Source organism: Pseudoalteromonas sp. SCSIO 43210 (genome assembly GCF_054133285.1).
The window spans coordinates 3,626,692-3,645,719 of sequence record NZ_CP087225.1; the positions used below are offsets into that span (position 1 = coordinate 3,626,692).

At 39.9% G+C, this 19,028-nt stretch carries 16 protein-coding genes and 1 tRNA gene; 1 reads left to right on the forward strand and 16 read right to left on the reverse strand.

The annotated features are described in order from the left end of the window. Positions 1-18: 18 nt before the first annotated feature. The 16 genes from LOS73_RS15730 to LOS73_RS15805 form a co-directional block, all read right to left on the reverse strand. Positions 19-351, reverse strand: coding sequence for a Na+/H+ antiporter subunit G (locus tag LOS73_RS15730; RefSeq protein WP_007378492.1), 333 nt, complete (start codon positions 349-351; stop codon positions 19-21). A 9-nt stretch (positions 352-360) separates the two neighbouring features. After that, the gene (locus LOS73_RS15735; protein WP_007378493.1) at positions 361-630 is read right to left on the reverse strand and encodes a K+/H+ antiporter subunit F; all 270 of its coding nucleotides are present in this window, start codon (positions 628-630) and stop codon (positions 361-363) included. After that, on the reverse strand, positions 624-1,160 hold the full coding sequence (locus LOS73_RS15740) for a Na+/H+ antiporter subunit E (RefSeq protein WP_033028528.1): 537 nt from the start codon (positions 1,158-1,160) through the stop codon (positions 624-626). The genes LOS73_RS15735 and LOS73_RS15740 overlap by 7 nt, the downstream gene beginning before the upstream one ends. Continuing rightward, positions 1,160-2,677, reverse strand: a complete 1,518-nt coding sequence (locus LOS73_RS15745; protein ID WP_457933957.1) for a monovalent cation/H+ antiporter subunit D — start codon at positions 2,675-2,677, stop codon at positions 1,160-1,162. The genes LOS73_RS15740 and LOS73_RS15745 overlap by 1 nt, the downstream gene beginning before the upstream one ends. Further along, a complete protein-coding gene (locus tag LOS73_RS15750) occupies positions 2,674-3,027 on the reverse strand; it encodes a Na+/H+ antiporter subunit C (protein WP_010554685.1) in 354 nt (117 codons plus the stop codon). Before LOS73_RS15750 ends, LOS73_RS15745 begins: the two co-directional genes overlap by 4 nt. Next, a complete protein-coding gene (locus LOS73_RS15755) occupies positions 3,027-5,819 on the reverse strand; it encodes a monovalent cation/H+ antiporter subunit A (RefSeq protein ID WP_033028530.1) in 2,793 nt (930 codons plus the stop codon). Before LOS73_RS15755 ends, LOS73_RS15750 begins: the two co-directional genes overlap by 1 nt. Positions 5,820-6,035: 216 nt before the next feature. Next, on the reverse strand, positions 6,036-7,187 hold the full coding sequence (locus LOS73_RS15760) for a hypothetical protein (RefSeq protein ID WP_457933958.1): 1,152 nt from the start codon (positions 7,185-7,187) through the stop codon (positions 6,036-6,038). 10 nt (positions 7,188-7,197) lie between these two features. After that, positions 7,198-8,076, reverse strand: a complete 879-nt coding sequence (nlpI, locus tag LOS73_RS15765; protein WP_007378499.1) for a lipoprotein NlpI — start codon at positions 8,074-8,076, stop codon at positions 7,198-7,200. A gap of 281 nt (positions 8,077-8,357) precedes the next feature. Then, complete coding sequence (pnp, locus tag LOS73_RS15770) at positions 8,358-10,484, reverse strand: polyribonucleotide nucleotidyltransferase (protein WP_007378500.1); 2,127 nt, start codon at positions 10,482-10,484, stop codon at positions 8,358-8,360. 396 nt (positions 10,485-10,880) lie between these two features. After that, complete coding sequence (gene rpsO, locus LOS73_RS15775) at positions 10,881-11,150, reverse strand: 30S ribosomal protein S15 (protein ID WP_002958490.1); 270 nt, start codon at positions 11,148-11,150, stop codon at positions 10,881-10,883. A 153-nt stretch (positions 11,151-11,303) separates the two neighbouring features. Then, entirely contained in the window at positions 11,304-12,263 is a 960-nt protein-coding gene (gene truB, locus LOS73_RS15780) for a tRNA pseudouridine(55) synthase TruB (RefSeq protein ID WP_033028531.1), read from the reverse strand. Next, entirely contained in the window at positions 12,247-12,732 is a 486-nt protein-coding gene (gene rbfA / locus LOS73_RS15785; RefSeq protein ID WP_007378502.1) for a 30S ribosome-binding factor RbfA, read from the reverse strand. The genes truB and rbfA overlap by 17 nt, the downstream gene beginning before the upstream one ends. Before the next feature lie 158 nt (positions 12,733-12,890). After that, positions 12,891-15,551: a translation initiation factor IF-2 gene (gene infB / locus LOS73_RS15790; RefSeq protein ID WP_007378503.1), complete on the reverse strand. Its 2,661-nt coding sequence runs from the start codon at positions 15,549-15,551 to the stop codon at positions 12,891-12,893. Positions 15,552-15,576: 25 nt separating this feature from the next. Continuing rightward, positions 15,577-17,076, reverse strand: coding sequence for a transcription termination factor NusA (gene nusA / locus LOS73_RS15795; protein WP_007378504.1), 1,500 nt, complete (start codon positions 17,074-17,076; stop codon positions 15,577-15,579). A gap of 39 nt (positions 17,077-17,115) precedes the next feature. Then, positions 17,116-17,571 carry a ribosome maturation factor RimP gene (rimP, locus tag LOS73_RS15800; protein ID WP_007378505.1) on the reverse strand — a complete coding sequence of 152 codons (456 nt, stop codon included), beginning with the start codon at positions 17,569-17,571 and terminating at the stop codon, positions 17,116-17,118. Positions 17,572-17,851: 280 nt separating this feature from the next. Continuing rightward, a tRNA-Met gene (locus LOS73_RS15805) sits at positions 17,852-17,928 on the reverse strand. A 568-nt stretch (positions 17,929-18,496) separates the two neighbouring features. Between LOS73_RS15805 and LOS73_RS15810 the strand changes: the two genes are divergently transcribed. Then, positions 18,497-18,958, forward strand: a complete 462-nt coding sequence (locus tag LOS73_RS15810) for a globin (protein WP_007378506.1) — start codon at positions 18,497-18,499, stop codon at positions 18,956-18,958. The last annotated feature ends 70 nt before the right edge of the window (positions 18,959-19,028 follow it).

The following is a 19,028-nucleotide window of genomic DNA, read 5'->3' on the forward strand; positions in this document are numbered from 1 at the left end:
TATAAATATATTTTTATGCTAATCGTCTTCTACATTATCTAGGCCTTTAGTGCCTTCTTTGGCTTTTAGCTTATGATGGATAGCAGACTTTATTAACATGTAGCCACTAATCGGTGCCGTAATTAGTAAAAATATAGTAATGAGTATTTCTTTAACACTTAGGCCATGCCCTGAATTTGCAAAATAAACCATAGCAGCAATTAACATACTCGCCATGCCCAACGTGGTTGCTTTAGTTGGTCCATGCAAACGCATAAAAAAGTCAGGTAGTTTAATTAAGCCTATTGAGCCAATTAAAATAAACGTACCACCAAATAACAATAATATTGATACAACCCATTCGCTGATCATGTTTTCACCTTATTCAATTATATCGCCACGTAGTAAATACTTACACACTGCAACTGTACTTATAAAACCGAGCATAGCAATAAGCAGTGCAGCTTCAAAATAAAGCCCTGTATCCATACTAATACTGTATAAAATAATCAGTGCGATGACGTTAATGTACATAGTATCGAGCGCTAAAACACGGTCAGGCACTGACGGACCGATGATCAATCGCCATAAATTAAGTAATAATGATAAGCCAATCATCGAAAAAACAATGAGTAATACAGTATCTAACATTGAAATATCTCCTTTAGTGGAGCTTCGTAGCGTTGTTTTATTTGTTTGATAAGTGCTTGTTCATCTTTAAGATCAAGCACATGTATTAATAAGTAGCGTTGCGTTGGCTCTTTACTCTCAGGTAACGATTCAGCAATTGGGTAAACCTCTGCACTCACAGTACCAGGTGTAAGCGATACACAACTGGCCAATATAGTAATTGGCATATCATGGGTTAAATCTATCGGTACTTTTATAAAGGCCGGACGCAAATTTTTAGATGGCCCAAGTATAAGTAAAGCCACTTGTAAATTTGCTACAACAATATCGTACAGCACAATAAGCAACTGCTTGAGAGCCAAGCCCGGCTTTAAAATTAGCGGCTGAGGCTCGCGAAGCGAAAAACTTAATATCGGGATAAGTATTGCAAAAATAGTCGCTAATACTAAGTGCCCTACCGACACGCTATTATTTAACAATAGCCAAACCATAAACAAAAATAAGCTACGAAATGGCGTTGGTAACCAACGAAAACGGGCTTGTAATCTCATCACATGCCTCCTTTAAGTACAGCATTAATGCCGCCGCTTATTTCATGTAACTGCACAGCAGCACCCAGCATATATTCACTAATGGGCCCGCCAAAAATTACTAATAATGGTGAACACGCAAGTAAACCTATAATTACAATTACTTGCAATGGGTTCGCATTTACACACTCAGCATTTTCGCTATTTTTACTTTTATGCTCCCAGAACAAGGTTGTGCCAGCGCGCGAAAGCGCTACTAACAACGCAAAACTTGTTACTAAATATACTGGCCAAAATAGTAAAGCTTGCTCACTGTTTAATGTCGCTTTAAGTATCCAAATTTTACCTACAAAGCCTGACAGTGGTGGCATACCAACTACCGTTAAAGCCGCAATAATAAAGCACACACCTAATAAAAATGGCTGTTTAACAGAGCGACCCGCCACAAGCCTATCGCCAACTTTACCCCGCTGGATTGAAACTAAGTCTGCTAGTAAAAATAGAGCGGCACTAACAAGTGTTGAATGCACTAAATAATATAAAAGTGCAGCAGTGGCATTTACATTTTGCAATGCAATTAGCGCAACCAACGTACCTACCGATACTAATACTAAGTTAGCCGTTAGTTTACGTAAATCTTGCGCTGCCATAACACCAATGGCACCCACTATAATGGTGGCAATTGCTAAGCCCCAAAGCCAAGGCTGCGCCATATGTTCAAGCGCTCCTGCTTGTTCGCCAAAAATCACAGTGTAAACTCTAAGCATGGCGTAAACGCCTACTTTGGTCATAATCGCAAACAATGCAGCAACCACAGGTTTAGCACTTGCATACGTATTTGGAAGCCATAAATGCAGAGGTAATAGTGCGCCCTTTAAAGCAAATACAATGAGTAATAATAAACCACCTGCTTTTGCTAGGTATACATCATCGCCCGAAAGCTCCGATACCTTTTGCGCCATATCTGCAATATTGAGCGTACCAAGTACACCGTACAAAATACCCAAACCGATTAAAAATACGCTTGAGCCAACTAAATTTAATATTACATATTGCAGCGCAGCACGGGTGTTTTGTTTATCACCTGCGTGCATTAACAATGCATATGATGCAATCAGTAATACTTCAAAAAATACAAATAGGTTAAATAAATCGCCAGTTAAAAACGCGCCATTTACACCCAATATTAAAAAGTGAACAAGTGGGTGATAAAAACTGCCTTTTTCATCATCGCCAGCACTACCATATAAAATAGCGCCCAAACCTAAAAGTGAAGTTAACGTAACCAATAAGGTAGACAACATATCGGCTACTAAGACTATCCCAAATGGTGCAGACCAATTACCAATAGCGTAAACGTTAATACCCGTATTATTAATATGTACAAGTAAAAATACACTAATGGCAAAAGTAGCTATTGCCATTACAATTGAAACTAAGCGGCGTATTTTAACGCTTTTACCACATGGTGGCAGTAATAAAATAACGGCCGTAAGCATAGGTAATAAAATAGGGAGCGAAGCTAAATGTTGGATCATTTTTGCTCCTTGTTATCTGCTGAGGTATTAGGCACATAACCATCAACATGGTCGCTACCTAAATCGGCGCGTCCACGTATTGCCAAAATAACCACGAATGCGGTCATCGCAAAACCAATAACAATAGCTGTAAGCACTAAAGCTTGAGGTAGAGGATCGGCGTATTCTGTGCCAGTACCAAGCACTACTGCTTTATTAATAGTAAGACGACCTGCTGAAAACAAAAATAAGTTAACAGCATATGAAATCATAGTAAGCCCAAGTACTACAGGGAACGTACGAGCTCTTAGCAGTAAAAACACACCGCAACTGACCAATACTCCAACGCAAGATGCGTACAATAATTCCATTAAATATTTACCTCTTTTTTCTGGGTATCTGCCGTCATATTACCTAAGCTTGCTAAAATCATTAACGTAGCGCCTACAACCGTTAAGTAGACACCTAGGTCAAATGCAATCGCGCTGGCAAGCTCTGTTTTACCGACAAACGGAATATCAAAGTAGTCAAACCAGGTTGTTAAAAATGGCTTATCAAAGAACCAGCTACCCACACCTGTAAACAGTGAAATACCAATGCCTGAAGCTATGATTTTACGATAATTAACATCAAAACGTTCGTTTATCCATGCCGTACCATGCGCCATATATTGTAAAATAAACGCGATTGACGTTACCAGTCCTGCAATAAAGCCACCACCAGGTAAGTTATGCCCTCGTAAGAAAATATACGCCGACACCAACAACGCAAGCGGTAATAAACTTTGTGAAATACTCGCCAATAATATTGGATGACGTTCTTTAGCCCATGGGCGGCCTTCGCTGTCACTTGCAGGCATAAATAATGGAATTCGAGAAAGTACTTTAAATATACCTAATGCGGCAATGCCTAATACGGTAATTTCTCCAAGCGTATCAAAGCCCCTAAAGTCGACCAAAATAACGTTAACTACGTTAGTACCACCGCCACCAATTTTAGCGTTAGCAATAAAGAAGTCTGAGATTGAATCTAATGGGCGTGTGAGTAACGCGTAACAAATACTTGCTATAACTACACCTAACGTAGAGGCTATTGCTAAATCTCGAAGTACACGTAATGAACTTGATTCTTTTGGCGTATGTTGGGGCAAGAAAAACAATGCCAGCATAAGTAAAATAATAGTAACCACTTCAACGGTTAGCTGCGTAAGCGCTAAATCTGGAGCAGAAAAACGTGTAAATACAACCGACACCATTAACCCCACAATTGAGAGCATTAACAACGATACCATTCGAGAGCGATGCCAAATAACGGTGGCAAGAGCACCAATAATCAATAAGCCTGCACCAATTGCATTGTGCACATCAACAGGCGTAAGTGGCATGCTACCGGCAAGTTGTTGCATTTCAAATAATGGCCAACCTGCACACAGTAATACTACCGCTAACATAATTACAAGGTAGCGCTGCAGCGATCCATTTTCTGTACTGCTTACCTTTGACTGACACCAAGCAATAACGCTTAATATTACACGTTCAAACGTTTTTTTAGCGTTTAGAGGTGGTAACGATGCTTGAAATTGAAATAGATATTTACGATTAACATAAATAAATAAGCCGCCAACAACAGCCATTGCACTCATAAGTAAAGGTAAGTTAAATCCATGCCAAATAGCTAATTCGTAATGTGGCATCTTTTGCCCTAATACAGCTAAGGATGCCGCAGATAAGATGCCATCAATTGCAAAGTGCGGAAACATCCCTACTAATAAACAAATGACAACGAGTATCTCTATTGGTACACGCATATAACGTGGTGGTTCATGAGGTATTCGTGGTAAATTAATTGGATCACCGTTAAAAAACACATCGTGAATAAAGCGTGCGGAATACGCAACCGCAAATGCGCCTGCAACAGTTGCCAGTACTGGTATTAGCCACGACATAGAACCAAGTACTTGCTGATGCAGCGTTTCTGCAAAAAACATTTCTTTAGATAAGAACCCATTAAGTAATGGTACACCCGCCATTGCAGCCGCCGCGACCATCGCAAGCGTTGCAGTGTATGGTAAGTATCGCCACATACCATTTAATTTACGCATATCGCGCGTGCCTGTTTCGTGATCAATAATACCAACGGCCATAAATAACGACGCTTTAAACGTGGCATGGTTAATGATGTGGAATATTGCCGCAACAGTTGCAAGCTCAGTATCAAGCCCGAGTAACAGCGTTATTAAACCCAAATGGCTTATTGTTGAATAGGCTAACAAGCCTTTTAAGTCATGTTTGAATAATGCTATATAAGCACCAAACAACAGCGTAGCTAAACCCGTTAACCCAACGAGCAAGAACCACGTATCGGTGCCGGCTAAAGCAGGGTGAAAACGTGCTAACAAAAATATACCGGCTTTTACCATGGTTGCAGAATGTAAATACGCGCTCACTGGCGTAGGTGCAGCCATTGCATGAGGAAGCCAAAAATGAAATGGAAATTGTGCCGATTTAGTAAATGCACCCAATAGCACCAATACCAATGCTACTTCGTATAAATCGTGAGATTGAATTATTGCTTTACTCGCTAGAATAACATCTAAGTCATAACTACCAACAATATCACCTAATAGCATTAAGCCTGCAAGTAACGCTAAGCCGCCCGCGCCTGTTACAGCAAGTGCCATACGAGCACCCTTTCGCGCTTCAGACTTATGCCACCAAAAACTAATTAATAAAAATGAGCTGATGCTCGTTAATTCCCAAAACAACCACAGCTGAATAACATTGTTAGACATAACAATGCCAAGCATAGCGGTCATAAACAGCATTAAATAACTATATAACTTAGCCATTGAATCGTTAGCGCTTAGGTAGTAACGCGTGTAGAGGATAACGAGCAAGCCTATGCCTAAAATCATAAACATAAACAATAAACTGAGGCCATCTAACCGCAGAGATAAATCGAGTCCTATTGACGGGATCCAAGCTAATGAATAACGAATGGTTTCGCCCGCTAAAACTGCAGGTGCATGGTATAGAGTAATCCCCAAAGCCGTCAAAGGCGCGAGAGCCGTTAAACTAGTGCTTAAATTGCGGGATAACTTACCTGTGCATGCAGAAATAACACTGCCAATTAAGGATAACAAGGGTATCCAGAGCAAAGTCATAATGTAGGGCCTTTTATAATCATAAGTTTATCAGGGCGTCACTCTTTTAGGATTAAGTGATGCTTTTACTGCCTGTTTTTTAACGACATTAATAGTTATAGTTATACTGAAAAACACTAATTTTGTCTATATAAAGCGGGGTTATATGAATGTTTTCAAAACAAAAACTAACAATTTTTTCAAGCTAAAAAATCAATATAGCATTGCTGACGATTGTTAATTTAATATAGCCTTATTTATAGACGTAAGCTCATCTGAGTGACGGTAGAAGTCCCCCTTAGTCATATCTAAATACTTCAACCAAAGTTCCCTGTATTGCGTTGAGAGCCCTAATTGTTGATACTGCATAATAGACCACTTTTCACTTGGCTTATAAGCTATACCTCCTTGTTGACAACTTTCACTTTTATGCCAACCTTCTGGTGCAGGTTCACCATGTGTAATATATAAATTTGGTGCTACAAACCCACTTTGTGCGCACAACCATGCTTGTTTTGATATAGGCAAAGTATACTCATCCTCAAAACGGTTAAAGTGCATAAGTTCGTGTAAAAATATACTGTAGTTTGCCTGTGAGTTAATAAGCATTTTGCCTTTACTGACATTTGCAGTGCCATGCTTTGGCATCATTACTAAAAAATCATAATTGCTAAGAAGCTCATTTTTAAATCTAGAGGCCTGCCAATCACATTGCGCAGCATTATTGATATTACTCTTACAATTGAGCGCAGTCGCAACATAAACGGGCTTTGAAAAACAAAATATATTTTCGCGTGGCTCTGGCTGCCGATTGTATGTAGTTATAAAGTCACCTAATTTATATAAACCATTTCGGTGATCGCTCATTACAATTACATTAAACATACAGTGCTTTTTAGGCTCATCAATATCCTCTAAAAAAGAAAAGCCCAAATTTTGTATAAATTCACGCGGTATATTATTTTCCGCTATAGATAAATGCAACCTGAGGTGATTAAAAACATCCCCTTCTGGTAACTGCTTTATATCGGCTAAAAGCTTTAAATCAACCCAACGTGATTGAGCTAATAACTGAACAGCTAACTCTTTACGCTCAATTGCATTTAATTTATTTATACCTGCCAACCAAAATTGTTTAGCCGTATCACTGTCGTTATTATTTAAAAGTCTTATTGAATAAGCATATTGTGCAGAGGGAATGTGATTTCTAGCCAATATAGCAAGGGAGGTATCTGGTAGTTGCGGTAAATGAACCGCAAAATAATTAGGGAAGCGTCTATAGACTTTTAACACACTGGCCTTTGTGTTCAAAACATGCCAAAAGCCAATCGCGTCAAGGTGATTACCTGAGCCTGTTATTAAAAGGCTACACAGTAATACACCTGCCAATTTTAATGCCTTAACTTGCGTCGTCACCAGCCATTAACTCAAGTTCTAAACGTGCATATTTATACTCAATAAACTCATGTACATTAGTTGCTAGAGCTAATCTAAAATAATCAGCGGCTAAGTATTTATCACCAGCAGCCTGATGCAATTTAGCTAAGTAAAAATAAGCTTCACATAAACGCTGAGCATATTCTTGTTCCGACTTAACACCCTCACTAATGCCAGATAAAAAAGCATGCTCGCTCATATCACCTGCAAAAAGCGAAATTAGTTGAAACGCCCATTGTGAATCGTCAAGTGCTGTTGCATTCGTTTTAAGTTCAACAAGAGCTTGCTCCTTATTTACCTTGGCATCTGCTAAATAAACCCATAATACACGATAAGGGTCATTTGGAGAGCGGGCTAAAAATGCACTAAAATCGGTTTTAGCAATACCAGACCTATCACCATAATAAAGTGCAATACCTCGATTTAAATAAGCATATTCATGATCTTCATCAAGCTCAAGGGCCGAATCGAAAAATTCATAAGCTTTTTCATATTGTTGCATTAACGTATGTTGAATACCCAAAAAATTATATACTTCAGCTAAATCAGGCTTAAGTTTTACAGCGCGGTTAAAATCAATACGCGACAGCGTAGTCATGCCTAAGCTATCAAATAACACACCACGGTCATAATATAACTTCGCTTGTTGATCAGGGCTTAAATCTGCTCTATTCAATAACTCTGAGTAGCGTGCAATAGCAATTTCACTTCTAAAGTCAGAGGCTAAAGGTGCAGTAAATGGCACATTAACAATCGGGGTTGGTTCTGATTCTGTTGTAGTTTGGCAAGCGCTTAAAGACAAAATAGCGAAAGATGCCAAAGCTAAATGTTTGAGTATCATTAAAATCCTTAATACCAAGATAGGTAGCAATATGACAGACGATGTCTCAATAGGTTCATAGCAATTGATGAACTATTATTGCTCTAGGTAAACTGCTCAGTAATTAGGTAAAATTATGTTGTGAGTTTGTCACTTTTAAATTTGAACACTATTTATGAGTAATTTAGCTTCCTTGAATAATCTTTGTTTAAATTTAATTAGCCTCATTAAAGCATAAAAAAAGGGGCTAAACAGCCCCTCTTTTATATTATCCAGTAAATATCTGGATGAAGTATTAGCAATTACGCGTCAGTTGGCGCGTCAGCTGCAGGTGCTGCTGATTCCATTGCTTCTTTAATACTTAGACGTACACGGCCTTGGCGATCTACTTCTAGTACTTTAACTTTAACTTCTTGACCTTCAGAAAGGTGATCAGCCACGTTATTAACGCGCTCAGTACTAATTTGAGAAATATGTACTAGACCATCTTTACCAGGAAGAATGTTTACAAACGCACCGAAGTCTACGATACGTACAACTTTACCTTCGTAGATAGTACCTACTTCAAGTTCAGCTGTTAATTGCTCAATACGGCTAATCGCATTAGCTGCACTTTCGCCATCTGTAGCGGCAATTTTAATTGTACCGTCGTCACCGATTTCAATCGTTGTGCCAGTTTCTTCAGTAAGCTGACGAATAGTTGCGCCACCTTTACCAATAACTTCAGCGATTTTCTTCTGTGGGATTTTCATTGTGTATATGCGAGGAGCAAACATTGATAGCTCTTCAGAAGGAGCCGAAATCGCTTCATCCATCACTTCTAAGATATGTAAACGTGCAGCTTTTGCTTGTTTAAGCGCAATTTGCATGATTTCTTGAGTGATACCTTCGATTTTGATATCCATTTGAAGTGCAGTAATACCCGCAGCAGTACCGGCAACTTTAAAGTCCATGTCACCTAAGTGATCTTCATCACCTAAAATGTCAGAAAGAACAACGAATTTTTCGTCTTCTTTAACTAGACCCATCGCAATACCAGCAACAGATGCTTTAATTGGTACACCCGCGTTCATAAGTGCTAGTGAAGTACCACAAACAGACGCCATTGAAGAAGAACCGTTTGATTCAGTAATTTCAGATACTACACGGATTGAGTAAGGGAACTCAGTAAGTGTAGGCATTACAGCTGAAATACCACGCTTAGCAAGGTTACCATGGCCGATTTCACGACGCTTAGGAGAACCAACAAAACCAGTTTCACCTACACAGAATGGAGGGAAGTTGTAGTTAAGCATAAAGTGGTTTTTATGAGTACCCGTTAAATCGTCGATTAACTGTGAATCACGTTCTGTACCAAGTGTCGCTGTTACTAACGCTTGAGTTTCGCCACGTGTAAAGATAGCAGAACCGTGAGTACGCGGTAATACGCCAGTCATTACGTCTAGTGCACGAATCATATCTGGTTCACGACCATCGATACGTTTTTCGCCAGCAGCGATACGGCCACGAACGATTTTCTTCTCAAGTGAACCGAAGATTTTGCCAATTTCTTGCTTGTCTAAAGACTCGCCTTCAGCAAGTTCAGCTGTTAATACTGCAACAACTTCATCCTTCGCTTCGCCAAGTGCTTCTTTACGCGCTACTTTATCAGTGATTAAGTAAGCTGCGCCTACCTTATCAGCAGCGATAGTTGCTACTTTATCTTCAAGTGCAACATTTTTCTCAGGTGCAGTCCAATCCCAAGTAGGCTTGCCTGCTTGCGCTTTAAATTCTTCGATTGCAGTGATGATCGCTTGAGATTGCTCATGACCATATACAACAGCACCAAGCATTACGTCTTCAGCAAGTACGTTAGCTTCTGATTCAACCATAAGTACCGCTTTATCAGTACCGGCTACCACTAAATCAAGTTGGCTTTCTTCAAGCTCTTTTAATGTAGGGTTAAGTACATATTCGCCGTTGATGTAACCAACGCGAGCTGCACCAATTGGGCCACTGAACGGGATACCAGAGATAGCAAGTGCTGCTGAAGTACCAATCATCGCAACCATATCTGGTTGGATTTCAGGGTTAACAGAAACAACAGTTGCAATAACTTGTACTTCGTTTACAAAACCGCTTGGGAAAAGTGGACGAATTGGACGGTCAATAAGACGTGCAATAAGTGTTTCGCCATCGTTAGGACGACCTTCACGCTTTAAGAAACCACCTGGGATACGACCAGCAGCGTACATACGCTCTTGGTAGTTTACCGTTAATGGGAAAAAGTCTTGACCTGGTTGTGCTTCACGCTTACCTACAACAGTTACTAAAACTGAAGTATCGCCAATGCTTACTAGTACTGCGCCGTCTGCTTGACGAGCGATTGCACCAGTTTCTAGTGTCACTGTGTGTTGACCTAGTTGAAATTCTTTAATAATTGCTTGCACTTAAAATATTCCTTAAATGTATTCTAATAAGTTGTCATCAAAGTACCAATTACAGTACATAATTGTATTCAGTTGGAAATCAATTAAGTACTACAATTGGCAATGATGTGGATAAGCGTAGATAAACCTTTTTATCTACGCGCATAGTATATACCAAAGCTACTTCAAAATGCGAGTCTAGGGTGTGTTGTTCTTTGCGGATTGAAATTTGTTCAATCTAACTACTCGATTTCAGCTGGGCTTATTTTAGCGGTTAAATACAATAGCTCTTGGTAAGCTATGAAATGGGGGTTTTATATTGCAATTCAATAGGTTTAAGAATTTTCTTAATTTAAAAACACAAATTTCAGGCACAAAAAAAGGAGCTAAAAAGCTCCTTTTTCTATAATCTAGTTCTTAGCGACGTAGGCCAAGTTCTTTGATTAGTGCAGTATAACTAGTGATATCTTTACCTTTAAGGTAATCAAGTAGTTTACGGCGAGTGCTTACTTTACGAAGCAGACCACGACGTGAGTGGAAGTCATGCTTGTGATCAGCAAAGTGACCTTGAAGCTTGTTGATATCATAAGTAAGTAATGCTACTTGTACTTCTGATGAACCTGTATCGCCTTCTGCACGTGCAAATTTAGCAATGATATCGATTTTTTCTTGATTGCTTAGTGACATAGTAACTCCAAAAATTAAATTTAAAAGGTGTCTTAGCCGATCACTAATTCAGCCAAAACGATTAAGCGGGCGTATTCTACCAACTGTGGGAATAACTACAAGTTAATTATCCCCATCTACAACTAATAAGCCACTACTGGGCACATTAGTTGCTTATTCCGGCTTTACGTAATCATCTTGCTGGCTAGCAAGACCACGTTTAACCTTTAAATGTCCATTTGAGTTGCGCTCACCAGTACCAATAAATATATTATCCGCAACAACTTTAATTGCACCATCAGGTAAAGCGATTGGTAATTCTACAGCTTGCCCGTGACTAAAAATTCCCCCTTGTTCTTTTGTGATTTCAACAACGGGTAAATCAGTTAAAGCAGTGTCTATAGGTAATAACAACGAGTCTAAATAAGTCGAAGGCGCAAGCTCTTCTTCTTTCGCTTTAGCAAGTAATGCTTCAATTTCATCAAGCGATACCATTTTATCTGCCGGATACTGACCAACAGCGGTTCTGTGGAGCATAATAACGTGTGCACCGCAGCCTAGGTTTTCGCCTAAATCGTCAACGATTGTACGAATGTACGTCCCTTTAGATACATGAGCCGTCATTTGTAATACGTTGCTTTGTTCATCAAATTCGTCAAACGATAAGCTAAACACGTTTATTTTTCTGCATTTGCGAGGTACTTCAATACCTTCGCGAGCGTACTTATATAACGGTCTACCTTGATACTTAAGTGCCGAGTACATTGACGGATATTGATCAGACTCACCAACAAAAGCAGCAATTTCTTTTGTTAGCTGTTCACGCGTTACGTTCACATCTTTAGTGCTAACAATTTCGCCATCAGAATCTGATGTTGTTGTACGCTCACCCAGTTGTGCACGAACGATATAGGTTTTATCTGTATCGAGTAAAAACTGCGTAAACTTAGTCGCTTCACCAAAACAAATTGGCAGCATACCTGTAGCAAGTGGATCTAAAGCACCTGTGTGCCCAGCTTTTTGCGCAAAATAAACACCTTTTGCTTGCTGCAGAGCTTTATTTGATGAAATGCCTTGCGGTTTGTTTAACAACAAAATACCGTCAACTGCACGGCCTTTACTGCGCTTTGCCATCTGTATCAGTGCCTTCTTCGCTATCTGTATCGTCTACGTGCTCAGTACTTTCTTCGCTATCTAAAACTTCATCAGCATCAACACTTTCTACGTCTTCATCAACATGCTTTGCGTTATCTTCGCGGATAATAGAATCCACTAAATTAGAAATACGCATACCTTCCATTAATGAGTTATCAACAACAAACTTTAACTCAGGCATTATACGTGCACGAATACGCTTACCAAGTAACGAGCGAATATAACCCGTTGCTTCATTTAGTACTTTTGCGCTTTGCTTTGCTGCATCTTCATCTTGTGTGTTAAACACAGTAATGAAAATTTTGGCATAAGATAAATCGCGCGATACTTCTACCGCTGACACTGTCACCATACCTAAGCGTGGATCTTTAATTTCGCGTTGTAAAATTACAGCAATTTCTTTTTGGATTTGCTGTGCAACACGATCAGTGCGAGAAAATTCTCTCATTATACTTGTCCTAAAATAATAACTTATTGAAATTAAATAATAAGTTAACTAAATAATGGATATGCAAATGGGGGCTAAGCCCCCATTTAAAATCTTAGCGTAGAGCGTGTAGAACGCCCGGGCGTTAACCTTAAGCGTTCAATACACCCTAGTAACAATTATAGAGTACGTTGTACTTCAACTGTTTCAAATACTTCGATTTGGTCACCAACACGTACGTCATTGTAGTTCTTAACGCCGATACCACATTCCATGCCGTTACGAACATCAGCAACATCGTCTTTAAAGCGACGAAGTGACTCAAGCTCACCTTCATAGATAACCACGTTTTCACGTAGTACACGGATTGGAGCGCTACGTTTGATAACACCTTCAGTAACCATACAACCAGCAATTGCGCCAATTTTTGGAGACTTAAATACGTCACGAACTTGAGCAAGACCAATGATTTCTTGTTTAAACTCTGGCGCTAGCATACCTGACATGGCTTGCTTAACTTCTTCGATTAAGGCATAAATTACGCTGTAATAACGAAGGTCTAAGTTTTCAGTATCAATCACTTTACGAGCAGAAGCATCAGCACGAACGTTAAAGCCAACTACAATTGCGTTAGACGCTGCAGCTAGGGTTGCATCAGTCTCAGTAATACCACCAACACCTGAACCAACAATCTTCACTTTTACTTCATCAGTAGAAAGCTTAGTTAGTGAATCAGAGATTGCTTCGATAGAACCTTGAACGTCTGCTTTAAGTACCACGTTAACTTCAGAAACATCGCCTTCAGTCATGTTAGTAAACATGTTTTCAAGCTTAGCTTTTTGCTGACGTGCTAGCTTAACATCGCGGAACTTACCTTGACGGTATAAAGCAACTTCACGCGCTTTACGCTCATCTTTAACAACAGTCGCTTCGTCGCCCGCAGCTGGAATACCAGAAAGACCTAAAATCTCAACTGGAATAGATGGACCAGCAGATTTAATGTCTTTACCGTTTTCATCGCGCATTGCACGAACACGGCCATACTCAAGACCACATAATACAATGTCACCTTGGTTAAGCGTACCAGATTGAACAAGTACTGATGCTACTGGACCACGGCCTTTATCAAGACGAGATTCAATAACAACACCTGCAGCCATACCTTCAGTAGGTGCAGTTAATTCTAAAAGCTCAGATTGCATAAGCACAGCTTCAAGAAGGTCGTCAATACCTAAACCAGTTTTAGCTGAGATATGAACATACTGCGTATCGCCGCCCCACTCTTCTGGAATAACGTCAAGTACAGCTAGTTCGTTTTTAACGCGATCTGGATCTGCGCCTTCTTTATCCATTTTGTTTACAGCAATGATTAAAGGAACGCCAGCTGCACGTGCGTGCTGTACCGCTTCTTTAGTCTGTGGCATAACGCCATCATCTGCTGCAACCACTAGGATTACGATATCTGTCGCTTTAGCACCACGAGCACGCATTGATGTAAATGCAGCATGTCCTGGTGTATCTAGGAACGTGATCATATTGCCGTTTACATCAACATGGTATGCACCAATATGCTGTGTAATACCACCGGCTTCGCCTGAAGCAACTTTTGCAGAGCGAATATAATCAAGAGTCGATGTTTTACCGTGGTCAACGTGACCCATAACAGTTACTACTGGAGCACGTGGCTCTGACTTACCATCTTCATGGCGGTCATTAAGTACTGTTTGCTCTAATTCGTTTTCTTTAACAATGATAACCTTGTGACCCATTTCTTCTGCAACTAATTGTGCAGCTTCTTGGTCAATCACTTGGTTAATGGTAACCATGTCACCCATTTTCATCATTGTTTTTACAACTTCAGCGCCTTTAACAGCCATGCGTGATGCAAGCTCAGCTACTGTAATTGTTTCGCTAATACGCACTTCATTTTTAACATCAACAGTTGGTTTTTGGAAACCATGCTGCAGCGATGCTGGTGCTTTTAACTTAGACTTGTTACGGCCTCTTGACGCTGCAAATTTATCTTTTGCTGGCGCTTTTTTCTTTTTCTTAGCACGGCGTGTACCTTGCTCATCACGAGCATCGGCAACATCTTCTGCTTCACGTGCGTAAGTAGAAGTCGTAAGATGGTGATCCGCTGTTTCTTCGCGTTTCTTACGCTCTTCTTCTTCTTTCTTCCAGCGTGCCGAGTTTTCTTCAGCTAGCTTTCTTGCTTCTTCTGCTTGACGTTTCGCTTCTTCTTCAGCTTTCTTCAATGCGGCCTCTTCTGCTTCTTTTTGCAGACGCTCAGCTTCTATGCGATCTTTCTCAGACTTAGCACTTTGCTCTGGGGTCATCTGCTTTTGTTTCGCTTTACGCTCTGCATCTGCTTTGCGTTTAGCTTCTTCTTTGGCTTTACGGTCAGCGTCTTCTTTCGCTTTGCGCTCTGCCTCTTGTTTCGCTTTTAATTCTGCGGCTTCTTGCTCAGCTTTTTGCTGCTCTTCAAGACGTACTTTTTCTTCAGCGGCTAGGCGTGCTTGCTCTTGCTCTTGTTCCATTGCGCTTTTTTTCACGTACGTACGTGTTTTGCGAACTTCAACTTGAACAGCTTTAGCTTTACCCGTAGAGCCAGTCACACTTAATGTGCTTTTGCTCTTACGTTGTAAAGTCATACGCGCTGGACCATCTGAACCTGTACCGCCATGATGCTTGCTTAAATGATCAAGTAACGTTGCTTTTTCAGCTTCTGTTACATTATCAGTTGCTTGCTTAGTGATACCTGCTTGTGAAAACTGCTGTAGCAATTTATCAACAGTTGTACCTATATCGCCGGCTAGTTTTTCAACATTTACTTCTGCCATAGTGTGTAATACCTCCGTTAATAAATTACTCGTCTGCAAACCAACAAATGTTTCGTGCAGCCATAATTAGTTCACCCGCTTTTTCAGATGAAAGTTCTGTAATATCAACTAATTCGTCAATACCTTGCTCTGCCAAGTCTTCAAGTGTAACAACACCCTTGCTTGCCATAACAAATGCTAAGTGACGCTCTAAGCCTTCAAGCGCAAGTAAGTCTTCAGCCGGCTCTGCGCCTTCTAAGCTTTCTTCCGTTTTAAGTGCTTTAGTTGTTAATGCATCTTTTGCACGTGAGCGCAGCAGATCAACTGTTTCTTCGTCTAAGCCATCAATTTCTAAAAATTCAGATGCTGGTACGTACGCTACTTCTTCAAGTGTCGAGAAACCTTCATTTATAAGTAATGATGCAAACTCATCATCAATTTCTAAATTTTCAGTGAATAAGTTAAGCAACTTATCTGATTCAGCTTCATTTTTAGTACGCATGTCTTCAACAGTCATTACGTTTAGTTCCCAACCTGTTAGTTGGCTTGCTAAACGAACATTTTGACCATTACGACCAATCGCTTGTGCTAGGTTATCTGCATCAACTGCAATATCCATTGAGTGAGTGTCTTCATCCATTACGATTGAAGCAACTTCTGCAGGTGACATTGCATTAATAACAAACTGCGCTGGATTATCGTCATAAAGAACGATATCAACACGCTCGCCGCCAAGTTCTGACGATACAGCCTGAACACGTGCGCCACGCATACCGACACATGCACCAATTGGGTCAATGCGTTTGTCGTTAGATTTAACTGCAATTTTAGCGCGAGAACCTGGATCACGCGCAGCTGCACGTAACTCAATCATTTCTTCGCCAATTTCTGGCACCTCAATGCGGAATAGCTCCATTAGCATTTCAGGCTTAGAACGCGTTACAAATAATTGTGCGCCGCGAGCTTCAGGCTTAACTTCGTATAAAAGGCCACGGATACGGTCACCCGGGCGGAAGTTTTCACGTGGAAGCATATCATCACGGTAGATAACAGCTTCAGCGTTATTGCCTAAATCAAGAACGATAGAATCACGTGTTGCTTTTTTAACAACACCGGTTACTAACTCACCAACTTGATCTTTGTATGCATCGACTACTAAAGCACGCTCAGCTTCACGTACTTTTTGTACGATTACTTGCTTAGCCATTTGCGTAGTTATACGGTCAAATTTAATTGAATCTATTTGCTCTTCAACGTAATCGCCCATCTGCAAATCAGGTTCTTCAACCTGCGCAGCTTCTAACGTAATTTCGCTGTATGGGTTCTCTAAAGAACCATCTTCTAATACTGCTGCAATCTGCCAACGACGGAACGTATCGTAATCGCCGGTCTTACGGTCAATTGCTACACGTACTTCAATTTCGCCATCATGCTTTTTCTTTGTCGCTGTCGCTAATGCGAACTCTAAAGCTTCAAAAATCTTTTCTTTTGGAACCGCTTTCTCATTGGAAACGGCTTCAGCAACCAATAATATCTCTTTTGCCATGGGTAATGCCTCGCTTGCCCTATTCCTTCGCACTCGAATTTAAAACTTAGCGATTAAATTCGCACGTTCGATGTTACTAAGCATGATTAGATGCTCTGCACCATCACTAGATAGTGTGATCATATCGCTGCTAACTGCTACTAAGTCGCCCTTAAAATTACGGCGACCATCCTGTGGAAGTTTGGTACGCACGCGTACTTCCTCTCCTTGCGCCTGCTCGTAATGATCTTGTTTGAATAATAGACGATCAACACCAGGAGACGATACTTCCAAATCATATTCATTTGTAATTGGGTCTTCGACGTCTAAAATCGCACTAATTTGGCGACTTGCATCCGCACAGTTATCAACTGAGATCCCATCCTCATGAGCAATATACACTCTTAAGGTAGAATGGCGACCCGCTTGTACAAACTCAAGACCATGTAATTCAAAGCCTAACATTTCTACCGCTGGCGATAACATGGTTACTAAATCTTGTTCAAGTTTTGTCACGAAAATCCTCCATACAAACAAAAAAAGGGCTTATAGCCCTAAAATACTGAGTTTAAGTTTTGATTTGATGACAAAAGCCATAAATCGAAAGGTGCAGATACAACAACGCCCCGAACCAAGCGGGGCGTCACACCAATAAAGCATAAAACTGTGTGGCCGAGGGCCGAGCTTGGTTGCGAGTCAGTAACTGACCAAATTAAACTACATTAGCCTAAACGCAAAACGCGCATTACTTAGAATGCGCGATATAAATTAATAAGCTTACACTTATTAGTAGAATTGGTTGCGGGAGCCGGATTTGAACCGACGACCTTCGGGTTATGAGCCCGACGAGCTACCAGACTGCTCCATCCCGCGCCAATAGATATTAAATCTTAATTTAATATCGCTGTTAGCGGTTATACAACACACTAAACAATGGCGGCTATTATAAGGATGTGCGGGATAATTAGCAACCATAATAACTAATAAGTTTATAAAATTTGCAATTCGTCAAGTTGTTAATTTAATGTATTACAAATTAACATTTGTTGTAATAACCTTTAGGGCCTCATTATCTTGCGAGCCTAAATTTAAAGCACCCGTTTAGCTTCTACGCAAGGCTGTGTCGATCATGTGTGGTTATTCCTCACAAATAAGCGATAGCACAGCATAAATGCCAAACATACGCTGTCCTTAGGTAAAACAGATTTAATCCTCAAAGATCAACAACCCCAATCGTAGCATTGAAGTAAATATTAAACAGCCATCCCAATGAATAGATAATCAATCTCATTAACAAAAACAAAATAAATAAAATCAGTAACTTATTAATTAAACCCTCTATTTAAGCCAATAAACCCGTGCGGTTTCAACTTCTCTAGCTATAATAAAAGCAACGAAAGCAATAACAATCACAATCACACTTAATGCAAAGAGGCATTTAATGAACACAAACCAATCAGTATTATTAAAAAGCCTACAGATTGTTAAGCCGAATTTCCATGCTTTTACAGCACGCTTTCATCGTAAATTAGCAGAATCAGGTATTGTAATGAATTACCCAACTGCAAATCAATTCAACGAAAAAAGTTATACGTTTTACTGCGTGCTAGAGCGCATAATTAAACATTTAGATAATCCATCTTCTGTCACTCCTTTTTTAACACATTATTTAGAACACCTAAATAAACGTAATATTCAGCAAACTGATATTAAAATATTGTGTGATATTTTTTACGCTACTTTAGAAGCTCATCTTGGTCAGCATTTTTGCTTACAAAGCCAAACCGCATGGCAAGAATTTCTAACCTTTTTTGAAAACTGCACTAACAGTTCACTTTTCAATATAAGTAACGTTATTTCACTTCAACAACGAATAAGCAAAACAAAAAATAATACCAATTAGAACCTGTATTTATTGCTCATTCTTTTATAACAAATGCGCTTATATATAAGTAGGTATTGAAATACATATA

What these genes read in the sequence shown, in the direction of transcription:
- LOS73_RS15730 (WP_007378492.1), bottom strand. Translation starts at nt 351, where the DNA reads ATGATCAGCGAATGGGTTGTATCAATATTATTGTTATTTGGTGGTACG.
- rpsO (WP_002958490.1), bottom strand. Translation starts at nt 11,150, where the DNA reads ATGTCACTAAGCAATCAAGAAAAAATCGATATCATTGCTAAATTTGCA.
- LOS73_RS15810 (WP_007378506.1), top strand. Translation starts at nt 18,497, where the DNA reads ATGAACACAAACCAATCAGTATTATTAAAAAGCCTACAGATTGTTAAG.
- LOS73_RS15755 (WP_033028530.1), bottom strand. Translation starts at nt 5,819, where the DNA reads ATGACTTTGCTCTGGATACCCTTGTTATCCTTAATTGGCAGTGTTATT.
- LOS73_RS15745 (WP_457933957.1), bottom strand. Translation starts at nt 2,677, where the DNA reads ATGATCCAACATTTAGCTTCGCTCCCTATTTTATTACCTATGCTTACG.
- LOS73_RS15750 (WP_010554685.1), bottom strand. Translation starts at nt 3,027, where the DNA reads ATGGAATTATTGTACGCATCTTGCGTTGGAGTATTGGTCAGTTGCGGT.
- truB (WP_033028531.1), bottom strand. Translation starts at nt 12,263, where the DNA reads ATGGCAAAGCGCAGTAAAGGCCGTGCAGTTGACGGTATTTTGTTGTTA.
- infB (WP_007378503.1), bottom strand. Translation starts at nt 15,551, where the DNA reads ATGGCAGAAGTAAATGTTGAAAAACTAGCCGGCGATATAGGTACAACT.
- nusA (WP_007378504.1), bottom strand. Translation starts at nt 17,076, where the DNA reads ATGGCAAAAGAGATATTATTGGTTGCTGAAGCCGTTTCCAATGAGAAA.
- LOS73_RS15735 (WP_007378493.1), bottom strand. Translation starts at nt 630, where the DNA reads ATGTTAGATACTGTATTACTCATTGTTTTTTCGATGATTGGCTTATCA.
- rbfA (WP_007378502.1), bottom strand. Translation starts at nt 12,732, where the DNA reads ATGAGAGAATTTTCTCGCACTGATCGTGTTGCACAGCAAATCCAAAAA.
- nlpI (WP_007378499.1), bottom strand. Translation starts at nt 8,076, where the DNA reads ATGATACTCAAACATTTAGCTTTGGCATCTTTCGCTATTTTGTCTTTA.
- LOS73_RS15740 (WP_033028528.1), bottom strand. Translation starts at nt 1,160, where the DNA reads ATGAGATTACAAGCCCGTTTTCGTTGGTTACCAACGCCATTTCGTAGC.